The organism is uncultured Clostridium sp., from assembly GCF_963527835.1.
Lineage (GTDB): Bacteria > Bacillota > Clostridia > Clostridiales > Clostridiaceae > Clostridium.
The window spans coordinates 1-12,256 of the sequence record NZ_CAURTC010000066.1; the positions used below are offsets into that span (position 1 = coordinate 1).

Annotated in this window: 12 protein-coding genes; 7 read left to right on the top strand and 5 right to left on the bottom strand. The window is 28.0% G+C overall.

What is annotated here, in order from left to right; all coding sequences use genetic code 11:
- Positions 1-87: 87 nt before the first annotated feature.
- The 5 genes from jag to rpmH all read right to left on the bottom strand — a co-directional run bounded on the left by jag (position 88) and on the right by rpmH (position 2,316).
- A complete protein-coding gene (gene jag / locus RYM86_RS18050) occupies positions 88-714 on the bottom strand; it encodes an RNA-binding cell elongation regulator Jag/EloR (protein ID WP_315082212.1) in 627 nt (208 codons plus the stop codon).
- 47 nt (positions 715-761) lie between these two features.
- On the bottom strand, positions 762-1,535 hold the full coding sequence (locus RYM86_RS18055; protein ID WP_315082213.1) for a membrane protein insertase YidC: 774 nt from the start codon (positions 1,533-1,535) through the stop codon (positions 762-764).
- A gap of 25 nt (positions 1,536-1,560) precedes the next feature.
- A complete protein-coding gene (gene yidD, locus RYM86_RS18060) occupies positions 1,561-1,770 on the bottom strand; it encodes a membrane protein insertion efficiency factor YidD (protein ID WP_026140573.1) in 210 nt (69 codons plus the stop codon).
- Positions 1,742-2,119, bottom strand: coding sequence for a ribonuclease P protein component (gene rnpA / locus RYM86_RS18065; RefSeq protein WP_315082214.1), 378 nt, complete (start codon positions 2,117-2,119; stop codon positions 1,742-1,744). Before rnpA ends, yidD begins: the two co-directional genes overlap by 29 nt.
- Before the next feature lie 62 nt (positions 2,120-2,181).
- Positions 2,182-2,316 (bottom strand): 50S ribosomal protein L34, encoded by a 135-nt coding sequence (gene rpmH / locus RYM86_RS18070; RefSeq protein WP_003373622.1) that lies wholly within the window; start codon positions 2,314-2,316, stop codon positions 2,182-2,184.
- Between the two features lie 535 nt (positions 2,317-2,851).
- Here rpmH and dnaA point away from each other — a divergent pair.
- The 7 genes from dnaA to gyrA all read left to right on the top strand — a co-directional run bounded on the left by dnaA (position 2,852) and on the right by gyrA (position 11,778).
- On the top strand, positions 2,852-4,222 hold the full coding sequence (gene dnaA / locus RYM86_RS18075) for a chromosomal replication initiator protein DnaA (protein ID WP_315082215.1): 1,371 nt from the start codon (positions 2,852-2,854) through the stop codon (positions 4,220-4,222).
- Positions 4,223-4,482: 260 nt separating this feature from the next.
- A complete protein-coding gene (gene dnaN / locus RYM86_RS18080; protein WP_315082216.1) occupies positions 4,483-5,583 on the top strand; it encodes a DNA polymerase III subunit beta in 1,101 nt (366 codons plus the stop codon).
- Between the two features lie 38 nt (positions 5,584-5,621).
- A complete protein-coding gene (locus RYM86_RS18085) occupies positions 5,622-5,828 on the top strand; it encodes an RNA-binding S4 domain-containing protein (RefSeq protein ID WP_315082218.1) in 207 nt (68 codons plus the stop codon).
- Between the two features lie 74 nt (positions 5,829-5,902).
- Positions 5,903-6,988 carry a DNA replication/repair protein RecF gene (recF, locus tag RYM86_RS18090; protein ID WP_315082219.1) on the top strand — a complete coding sequence of 362 codons (1,086 nt, stop codon included), beginning with the start codon at positions 5,903-5,905 and terminating at the stop codon, positions 6,986-6,988.
- 14 nt (positions 6,989-7,002) lie between these two features.
- Positions 7,003-7,263 carry an extracellular matrix regulator RemB gene (gene remB / locus RYM86_RS18095; protein ID WP_315082221.1) on the top strand — a complete coding sequence of 87 codons (261 nt, stop codon included), beginning with the start codon at positions 7,003-7,005 and terminating at the stop codon, positions 7,261-7,263.
- 35 nt (positions 7,264-7,298) lie between these two features.
- Positions 7,299-9,206, top strand: coding sequence for a DNA topoisomerase (ATP-hydrolyzing) subunit B (gene gyrB / locus RYM86_RS18100; protein WP_315082223.1), 1,908 nt, complete (start codon positions 7,299-7,301; stop codon positions 9,204-9,206).
- Between the two features lie 22 nt (positions 9,207-9,228).
- Positions 9,229-11,778: a DNA gyrase subunit A gene (gene gyrA / locus RYM86_RS18105; RefSeq protein ID WP_315082225.1), complete on the top strand. Its 2,550-nt coding sequence runs from the start codon at positions 9,229-9,231 to the stop codon at positions 11,776-11,778.
- Positions 11,779-12,256 lie beyond the last annotated feature (478 nt).

Genomic DNA, 12,256 nt, shown 5'->3' on the forward strand with positions numbered 1-12,256 from the left:
CAGCCCCCATTACGGACTTTCACCGATTAGTACGTGCCCATGCTGGGCACACAACCAAAAAGGAAAGCCTCATCAAGGCTTTCCTTTTTAATTCTTTTTAAGTTCTACAACAACTCTTCTAAAAGGTTCTTTTCCTTCACTATAAGTGTTAACAAATGAATTATCTTGTAAAGCTGAATGAATTATTCTTCTTTCATAAGGATTCATCGGTTCTAGTCTAAACAGTCTGCTAGTTCTCTTTACTTTTTCAGCAGTTTTCTTTGCAACATTCTTGAGAGTTTCTTCTCTCTTTTTTCTATAATTCTCTATATCAAGTACGATTCTTTTATATTGAATGCTGCTATCTTTATTAATCATTAAAGAAATAAGGCATTGTAATGAATCTAAGGTCTCTCCCCTATAGCCGATAAGCAAGCCTAGTTTATCACCTGACAAACTTACATTTATCACATCATCTTGTTCATTAATATCTATTACTGCCTTTATGCTCATAGAATCAAGAATTTTATTTATAAAATTTCTTATATCATCAATATAGTTATATTTTAAGGTTACTTTTATTTTAGCTCGTTTAGCATTTAAAAAACCAAATAACCCTTTTGATCCACGTTCCAAAACCTCAACATCTACCATTTCTTTTGTTGTATTTAACTCAAGTAAAGCTTTGTTTAAGGCTTCTTCAACATTTTTCCCCTCTAATTCTACTGATCTCATTCCCTAATTCACCACCTTATTATATAAAGAAAGTATATATTAAAAAATTATTTTTTCTTTTTCTTCTTTGTACTAGCTAAATTCTTAGGTTCTTCAACAATCATAGAAAAACTAGAATCTGAAGATTCTGAAACAGCTGTTTCTGCTGCTGCTAATGCAACCTTTTTCTTAGCTGGTAAATAATTTAAGAAATATGTTTGTATAGTTTGAATAACATTTCCTATTATCCAATATAACACTAATATTGATTTAAAGTTTATTGACATAAATCCCATCATTAACGCCATAACTAAACTCATAGTCCCCATATTCATAGGTGAATCATCCATAGGAGTAGCTTTTGTCATTAAATAAGATGGTAAGTATGTTGATAAGGCTGCTAAAATAGGTAGTATCATTGTTGTATCTTTAGAGCCTAAATCTTTAATCCATAAAAACGACGCTCCATTCATGCCTTCTATTCTAAAGAATACATAATATAAAGCCATTAATATTGGTAATGGTAATAATGATGGAACACATCCTCCAGTTAAACTAACATTATTTTCTTTATAAAATTTTCTCATCTCTTCATTTAATTTTTCTGGATTACTCTTATATTTTTCTTGAAGCTTTTTCATTTGTGGTTGAACCGCTTGCATTTTTTGAGTAGACTTTGCTGCTTTTATGTTAAGTGGCAGTATAAGTAATCTAATCATTAATGTAAATGTAAAAATAGCTAACACATACGATAATCCGACATCTGAAACACCTAGGTTTAAGATGAAATCATGTAGATAATTGAATATATTAGCCATAAATTGAATTATCTTTTCAAACATTAAAATCTATACCTCCTAAACTTCATTACTTTACAGGATCGTACCCACCTTTACAAAAAGGATTACACCTTAAAATTCTATACAGCGCCATTAAACTTCCCTTAATAACACCGTACTTATTTATGGCATCCAATGCATACTGTGAGCAAGTTGGCGTAAATCTACAACATGGACTTCTCCCAGGTGAAATAGATTTTCTATAAAATTTAATTAGACTTAACACCATTTTCTTCATCATAATATAAGCCTGCCTTTTTAATTAAATTCTTCATCGCCTTTTCAGTTTCAAAATAGTCACTATCTCGCATAGGATTTCTTGCTAAAAATACACAATCATATCCTTTTAATATATTATTATAATTTAATCTAAAGCTTTCGCTTAATAATCTCTTACATTTACTTCTAACAACACTATTTCCAACTTTTTTACTTACAGAAATTCCTACTTTACTATATGCGATACCATCTTTATCTTTATTTCTCTTATTTTTTAATACATATAGAACCAAAGTCTTATTGGCAAATGATTTTCCTCTTTTATATACAATTATAAATTCTACATTTTTCTTTAATCTATAAATCATACGGTATTTCCATTACTCCTTTTTTCCTGCATTTGCAGAAAAAAGGCCACTTAATGCGGCCCTTATGCTGTTAATTTTTTTCTTCCTTTTTGTCTTCTTTTTCTAAGAATGTTTCTTCCTGATTGAGTGCTCATTCTTTTTCTGAAGCCATGTTCCTTTTTTCTTTGTCTCTTTTTTGGTTGATAAGTCATGAACATTTAAAATGCACCCCCTTGTTTTTTATTATTTATAGTAAAAACTATACTTTGCGGTTATTTTAAAATTACTTTTCTATTATATATATATCCTAATTTTCTGTCAAGATACAGTCTATTGTTGATAAATATTTATTAAACATAATATTTTTGTGGATAACTTATTGAATCTCCCTGTTTACTTATGATATTATAAATACTATAACTGTGAATAACTTAAATTAATAAATATTTATCCACAGCTGTGGATAAATATGTGAATAACTTGTTTACTTTTAAAATTTTTTTTTAAAATTATTTTATATTTTCTCACCATAATTGAAATTATATACTATCGATTGATGTTTATATGTATTTTTTATAATTGTTGATAAGTATATAGTTTAATTTTTTTTCTAAATAAGTTATCCACATGTGTATAAGTTTATTCGCTTAGTCAACAATTAAAATATATTGTTTATTATATTGTTAATATCTTGTTAATAATTTATATATACCTTAAAAAAAATTTTTTTTTAATAATATTTGGAGGATAGAGATGGATGCTGACCTAAATAAATTGTGGGAAAAAACCTTGAATATAGTAAAAAGTGAAATGAGTGAAGTCAGTTTTAACACTTGGATTAAAAGTTGTGAACCTATTTCTATATCTGATACAAGTATAAAAATAAGCGTTCCAAATTCTTTTACTAAAGATATTTTAGACAAAAGATACAAAAGTTTGGTTGCTAATTCTATAGAAGCTGTTTGTTCTAAATTATATGATATAAAATTCATAATAGAATCAGATCTTAATAATGAAGATGAATTAAATAGTAGTGATAATTCTAATAAAAATAGGAATAAAAATTCTACAAAAAATATAGTTGTAAATGATGAAATGTCTTCAACTTTAAATCCTAAATATACTTTTAATTCATTTGTAATAGGTAATAGTAATAGATTTGCTCATGCAGCTTCACTTGCTGTTGCCGAAGCGCCTGCTAAAGCGTACAATCCTTTGTTTATATATGGAGGAGTTGGTCTTGGTAAAACGCATTTAATGCATGCAATTGGACACTATATTCTACAAAACAATACTAAAGCTAAAGTCGTTTATGTTTCTTCAGAAAAATTTACAAACGAATTAATAAACGCTATTAAAGATGATAAAAATGAAGAATTTAGAAAAAAATATAGAAACGTAGATGTCTTACTTATAGATGATATTCAATTCATCGCAGGAAAAGAACGTACTCAAGAAGAGTTTTTCCATACTTTCAATGAACTACATGACGCAAATAAACAAATAATTCTATCATCTGATCGTCCCCCAAAAGAAATTCCAACATTAGAAGATAGATTAAGATCAAGATTTGAATGGGGTTTAATTGCTGATATTCAAGTACCAGATTTTGAAACTAGGATGGCAATTCTTAAGAAAAAAGCTGATGTAGAAAATTTAAAAGTAGCAAATGAAGTTATGGGGTACATCGCTACAAAAATAAAATCTAATATTAGAGAATTAGAAGGTGCATTAATAAGAATAATTGCATATTCATCTTTAACTAATAGAGAAGTTACAGTTGATTTAGCATCAGAAGCATTAAAAGATATAATTTCTAAAAAACAAGGAAAACACGTAACTATAGCATCAATTCAAGAAATCGTTGCTAATTATTTTAACTTAAAAATAGATGATTTAAAATCTCAAAGAAGAACTAGAAATGTAGCTTATCCAAGACAGATAGCTATGTATTTAAGTCGAAAACTAACAGATATGTCTTTACCTAAAATAGGAGAAGAATTTGGTGGTAGAGATCATACTACTGTAATTCATGCTTATGAAAAAATATCTGAGAATCTAAAGAGTGATGAGAACTTACAGCATACTGTTTCTGACATTACAAAGAAGGTTTCTCAAAATTAATTAACATATGTACATAATAAGTATTGAATAACTTGTGGATAACATTAGTTTAATAATACTCTATTGAAAACTGTGGATAAGATGTGCTTTTTGTTACTGACTTATCCACAATCTTTTTGCACAAAATTCCGTTGATATTACTAGGTTTGAAGTACTTATCAACAAATCAACAGCCCCTACTACTATTACTATTATATATAAATATATATCTATTCTAATTAAATTTAAAAATATATGTGAATAATTAAGGAGGATTTTTTATGATCTTTATATGTGAAAAACATAAATTATTAGATGGTATTTCTATAGTTCAAAAAGCTATTACAGGAAAGTCAACAATGAAAGTATTAGATGGTATTTACATAAATGCTACTAATGATGGATTAAGATTAATAGGTTCAGATATGGATCTTAGCATTCAAACATTGGTTAAAGCAGATGTTTTAGAAAAAGGTGAAATAGTTATTGATGCTAAGATATTTGGAGAGATTATTAGAAAACTTCCAAACTCTGATATAAAAATAGAAACAGCAAAAGAAGATGTAATACAAATCACTTGTGAAAAATCAGTTTTTAATGTTGTATGCATGAATGCCGAAGAATTCCCATCATTACCTAACATTAACGAAGACTTAAAAGTAGAAGTCAATGAAAGTATTCTAAAAAATATGATTAAGGGAACATCTTTTTCTATTGCGCAAGATGAAGCAAGACCTATTTTACAAGGGATATTATTTCAAGTTAAAGATAGAACTTTAAATTTAGTTGCACTTGATGGATATAGATTAGCTATAAGAAGTGAATTTTTAGATAATGATATTAATTTAGAAGTAGTTATTCCAGGAAAAACATTAGTTGAAGTATCAAAAATATTAGAAGACCATGATAAAAATGTAGATATAACTTTTACTAATAATCATATATTGTTTAATTTAGAAAATACTAAAATCATATCAAGATTATTAGATGGGAAATTTGTAAATTATACATCATTACTACCTCAAGAACATAAATTATTAGTTACTGTGAAAAAAGAAGAATTCCAAAATGGTATTGAAAGAGCTTCTTTAATGGCCAAAGATGGAAATAATAATTTAATCAATTTAGATCTTAAAGAAGAGACACTAATCATAACATCTAATTCTCAATTGGGAAAAGTTAGGGAAGAAGTATCAATAAATCTGCAAGGTGATGAAATAGAAATTGCATTTAATTCAAGATATTTATTAGATGTTCTTAAAAATATGGAAAGTGATGAAGTAATTTTAGAAATGACATCAGGGGTAAGTCCATGTGTTATAAAAGAAAAAGATGGAGAAAATTCCCAATATTTAGTTTTACCAGTAAGACAAATGAGATAAGGAGGAAATAAATATTTATTAATATTTATGCAAAAAATATGAATAAAATTGAGATTAATACTGAAATTATAAAATTAGACGCATTTTTGAAATGGAGCGGAATAGCTTCCCTAGGATCAGAAGCTAAAATTTATATACAAGAAGGTTTAATAAAAGTTAATGGAGAAATATGTTTGCAAAGAGGAAAGAAATTAAAAGCTGGAGATATTATAGAATTTGAAGATGAGCAATTTGAAATAGTTTAGTATAGCTTTTTAATTTTCTTAATAAATAGGCGATAACTTTTCTATTATGATATAATTGATTATAGGTGTATTTTATGTATATAAAAGCGATAATGTTAGCTAATTATAGAAATTACAATAATTTGGAGTTAAATCTTAGTGAAGGTGTTAATGTATTTATAGGTGATAATGCCCAAGGTAAGACTAATGTTTTAGAATCAATTTACTATTGTGCATTTGCTAAATCTCACAGAACATCACGAGATAAAGATTTAATAAATTGGAAAGAGAATGAAGCATATATAAGTTTACTTGTAGGAAAAAAAAGATTAGATAAAAGAATTGATATAAAAATTTTAAGAGACGGTAAAAAGGCTATAAAGGTTAATTCTATAAAAATAAATAAAATAGGAGAACTTTTTGGGACTTTTAACGTAGTTATGTTTTCACCAGAAGATTTAAAAATAATAAAAGAATCTCCTGGAATAAGAAGAAAATTTCTAGATATGGAGTTATGTCAAATAAGTAAAAAATATTATTTTAACCTAGTGCAATATAATAAAATATTGAATGAAAGAAATGTAATTTTAAGATCAAGGGATTTTAATAAAGATATTTTAGAGGTATATGATTTACAATTAGTAGAATGTGCTGATTATATTGTTAAAGAAAGGTTAGAATATATAAATAAGATAAATTATTATGGAAAATTTATTCACGATGAGATAACTTCAGGAAAAGAAGATATAATTTTCAAATATGATTCAGGAATAAAATTTAAAGATAATTTCAAATATGCTTTTTTAGAAAAATTAAGAAATAATTTATTAAGAGACAGAGAGCAAGGAATAACATCAGTAGGTCCGCATAGAGATGACTTTAATATATTAATAAATAATATAGACGTGAAAAAATTTGGTTCTCAAGGTCAACAAAGGACTGCAGTTTTAACTATGAAATTTTCTTCACTTAAGATTATTAAAGAAATTACAAAGGAATATCCAATTTTATTACTTGACGATGTTCTTTCAGAGCTTGATATAAATAGAAAGCGATATGTATTGAGCACGCTTAATGATATACAAACAATAATTACTTGTACCGGTATAAATGATTTAGAAGATTACTTAGATGATAAATCTAAAGTATTCAAAGTATGCAATGGAGAAATAGTGAATTAAAGGAGGAATATATAGTGTTTTTGCATTTAGGAGAAAATGTTGTAGTTCCTATAAAAGATATTATTGGAATATTCGATTTAGAAAATACTATGTATAGTTCAGATACTATACAATTTTTAAGATTAGCTGAAGAAGATGGCTTTGTAGAAAGAATTACGAATGAAAAACCTAAATCTTTTGTTATCGCTGAAGTTAATAAAATGAGTAAGATATATCTTTCGCCAATATCTTCTGCAACATTAACTAAAAGAACTGACATAGAATACAATTCGTAAGCTATAAATATTTTTAAATTTAGGAGGAGTCTGTTTTGGAACAAAATAATCAAAGATATGATGAAAATCAGATTCAAGTACTTGAAGGGTTAGAAGCTGTTAGAAAAAGACCAGGTATGTACATAGGTAGTACTAGTTCTAGAGGACTACATCACTTAGTATATGAAATAGTTGACAATAGTATAGATGAGGCTTTAGCTGGATATTGTAAAAATATAGAAGTTAAAATCAATGAAGATAATTCTATTACTTCATCTGATGATGGAAGAGGAATGCCTGTTGGTATGCATCCTAAAATGCATAAGTCAGCAGTTGAAGTAATAATGACTATACTTCATGCCGGCGGAAAATTTGGTGGCGGAGGATACAAGGTATCTGGTGGTTTGCATGGTGTTGGTGCCTCTGTTGTTAATGCTCTTTCAGAACAATGTATTGTTACAGTAAAAAGAGAAGGGCATATATGGCAACAAGAGTATAGTAAAGGTAAAGTACTTTATGATTTAAAACAAATTGGAGACACTGAAGAAAGTGGCACAACAATATATTTTAAACCTGATGCAGAAATATTTGATGAAGTTGACTTTGACTTTGATACATTATCTCAAAGATTAAGAGAATTAGCTTTTTTAAATAAGGGTATTAATATAACATTAATTGATTGTAGAGATGGTAAAGAAGAAAATTATTACTATGAGGGCGGAATAAAATCATTTGTATCTTATTTGAATAGAAATAAGACACCACTACATCCAGAACCTATATATGTAGAGGGAATAAAAGATAAAGTTACAGTTGAATTAGGATTACAATATAATGATGGATATACAGAAAATTTATTTTCTTTTGCTAATAATATTGACACAATTGAAGGGGGAACCCATTTAGTTGGATTCAAGACAGCTTTAACTAGAGCTTTCAATGATTATGCAAAAAGATTCGGATTTATAAAAGAAAATGATAAGAACTTTTCTGGCGATGATATAAGAGAAGGTCTTACAGCAGTAATATCTGTTAAAATTGAAGATCCTCAATTTGAAGGTCAGACTAAAACAAAATTAGGTAATAGTGAAGTTAAAGGAATAGTTGATTCTATAGTTAGTGAATATATAGGAATATTCTTAGAAGAAAATCCTGGAACTAGTAAAATAATTATAGATAAAGCTTTAATGGCAGCAAGAGCAAGAGAAGCTGCTAGAAAAGCAAGAGAATTAACAAGAAAGTCTGTATTAGAAAGAACAACATTACCTGGTAAATTAGCAGATTGTTCATCAAAAGATCCTAGAGAATGCGAGATTTATATAGTCGAAGGAGATTCAGCCGGTGGATCTGCGAAACAAGGTAGGGATAGAAAATTCCAAGCCATTTTACCTTTAAGAGGTAAAATAATGAATGTTGAAAAACAAAGATTAGATAAAATATTAAATTCAGAAACTATAAGATCAATGGTTACTGCATTTGGTGGCGGAATAGGAAAAGACTTTGATATTGAGAAAATTAGATACAATAGAATAATAATTATGACTGATGCTGATGTTGATGGTGCGCATATAAGAACATTATTATTAACATTTTTCTATAGATATATGAGAGAATTAATAGAGCAAGGGCATGTATACATTGCGCAACCACCTTTATTTAGAGTAGGTAAAGGTAAAAAAGAAACATATGCTTATTCTGATGCTGAGTTAGATGCAGTATTACAGGATATGGGTGGAAAAGATAGTTCAGTAGATATTCAAAGATACAAAGGTTTAGGAGAAATGAATGCCACTCAATTATGGGATACAACTATGGATCCATCAAAGAGAATTTTATTAAAGGCTGAAATTGAAGATGCAATGGCAGCTGATGAGATATTTACTATCTTAATGGGCGAAAAAGTTGAACCAAGAAGAGAATTTATAGAGCAAAATGCTAAGAATGTTGTTAATTTAGACATTTAGTACTTAATATGAGGTGAAGTACATGGAATTTAATGAAGGAAAAATTATATCTGTAGATATAAAAAATGAAATGAAAAAATGCTATATAGACTATGCTATGAGTGTTATAGTAGGTCGTGCATTACCAGATGTTAGAGATGGGTTAAAACCTGTTCATAGAAGAATACTATATTCTATGCAAATTTTAGGATTATCACCTGAAAAGGGATATAGAAAATGTGCTAGAATAGTCGGAGACGTTTTAGGTAAGTATCATCCACATGGAGATACGTCTGTTTATGATGCATTAGTTAGAATGGCTCAAGATTTCTCAATGAGATATATGTTAGTAGATGGACATGGAAACTTTGGTTCTGTTGACGGAGATGGTGCTGCGGCAATGAGATATACAGAAGCTAAGATGAATAAGATAGCAGTTGAAATGTTAAGAGATATTAACAAGAATACAGTTAATTTTATGCCAAACTTTGATGGTGAAGAAGAAGAACCAACAGTTTTACCATCCAGATTTCCAAATCTTTTAGTTAATGGATCGTCAGGAATAGCAGTTGGAATGGCAACTAATATACCTCCTCACAATTTAGGGGAAGTAATAGATGGCACAATAATGCTTATAGATAATCCAGAATCTAGTGTACTAGAGCTTATGACTAAAATTAAAGGACCTGATTTCCCGACTGGAGCAACAATAATGGGTCATGCAGGAATTAGATCAGCTTATGAAACTGGAAGAGGTAAAATAGTAGTTAGAGCTAAATCAGATATTGAAGAAGAAAATGGTAGACATAAAATAATATTTACTGAAATACCTTACCAGGTTAATAAAGCTAAACTTATAGAAAACATTGCTGAATTAGTAAAAGATAAAAAGATTACTGGAATATCTGATTTAAGAGATGAATCAGATAGAGAAGGTATGAGAATTGTAATTGAATTAAAGAGAGATGCTAATCCAAATATAATATTAAACTTATTATATAAACATACAAAACTTCAAGACAGTTTTGGAGTTATTATGTTAGCATTAGTAAATAACGAAACAAGGGTTTTAAATTTAAAAGAAGTATTAGTTCATTATATAGACTTCCAAAAAGAAGTTATAATAAGAAGAACTACATTTGAGTTAAATAAAGCAGAAGCTAGAGCACACATATTAGAAGGTTTAAAAATTGCACTAGATAATATTGATAGAGTAATAAGTGTAATAAGAAACTCACCTACAAGTGAAATAGCTAAAAATACTTTAATGGATGAATTTAATCTTTCAGAAAAGCAATCTCAAGCAATTTTAGAAATGAAATTAAGAAGATTAACAGGCTTAGAAAGAGATAAAATTGATGATGAATATGATGAATTATTAAAACAAATGGAATATTTAAGATCTATATTAGCAAGTGAAGAAAAATTACTAGGAGTTATAAAAGATGAACTTTTAGAAATAAAAGCTAGATATGGAGATGAAAGAAGAACTAATATTGAACAAGATATGAATGAAATCAACATAGAAGATCTTATTCAAGAAGAGGATGTAGTTATAACTTTAACTAAATCTGGATATATAAAGAGAATTTCAGCAGATGTATACTCAGCGCAAAGAAGAGGTGGAAGAGGAATACAAGCAATGTCAACGAAGGAAGATGATTTTGTAGATCATGTAACGATAACTTCGACTCATTCAGATGTATTATTCTTTACTAATAGAGGTAGAGTATACAAATTAAGAGCTTATGAAATACCTGATGCTGGAAGGCAAGCAAAGGGAACCAATATAATTAATTTAATAGCTATTGAAGCAGATGAAAAAATACAAACAGTATTAACAGTAACAGATAAGCGTGTAGATGGCTATTTATTTATGGGAACTAAGCAAGGTATTGTAAAGAAAACTCACTTAAATGAATTTAGAAATTTAAGAAAAAATGGACTAATAGCTATAAACTTAAGAGAAAATGATGAATTATTAAAAGTTAAAATCACTTATGGTGATGCTAATGTAATGTTCGTTACTCAAAATGGTTATGCATTAAGATTTAACGAAAAAGATGTTAGACATATGGGTAGAACTGCATCTGGTGTTAAAGCTATAACATTAAAAGATGATGATATTGCTGTATGTATGGATATTGCAGTTGATGAAGAAGAATTATTAGTTATTAGTGAAAATGGATTTGGTAAGAGAACTCCTGTAAGTGAATACAAGATTCAACATAGGGGTGGAGTAGGTCTTATAACTTATAAGATAAGTGAAAAGACAGGAAAATTAGTTGGTGCTACAGTTTGTAAGGTTGATGATGAATTAATGCTTATTAATACTAACGGTGTAGCTATAAGAATAAATGTATCAGATATATCAAAAACAAGTAGAGCTGCTATGGGTGTAACCTTAATGAGAACTAATGAAGAAGAAAAAATAGTTGCTATAGCTAAAATACTAAAAAGTGATGATGAAGATTTAGAAGAAAATGAATTTGAGTCTAATGAAGAAATTGATTTAGTAAATGAAGATAATAGCTTAGATGAATTAGTAGAGAGAGCAGAAGATGATAGTGAAAGTGATACTGATATAGAATAGATAAAGAATTTAAGTGATAAAATAAAAAAACCATGTAGGATTTTAGTTATTCCTACATGGTTTTTTGTTTTATATAGATATAAAACTCTAAATAAAAGCCTAGTTTAGATATGTAATGTATATATTAAGAAGTAATGTCTCCCTGGCGTGTCAATATAAGAAATATTAAGAAAATAAAAGAAAAATAAAGAATAGTATATATAATTCTTTTGTAAAGAACTATATAATAATAGATATGTATAATATATATGGTAAGATAAAACACGTCGCTGAGAGATGCGATGAACAAGTTTTAAAAAATTAGGTTTTAGAAATTAAATTTCAACTTAAAAAAACTTGTTGACAAGAAATAACTTAAGTGATATACTTAAGAAGTCGCTTGAGGGCGACACAATAAAACAAAAGTTGACATGAAGTCAACGGTGAAAATTTGGTCTTTGAAAATTGAACAGAAATCAAGAAACATTAAAATAAACCA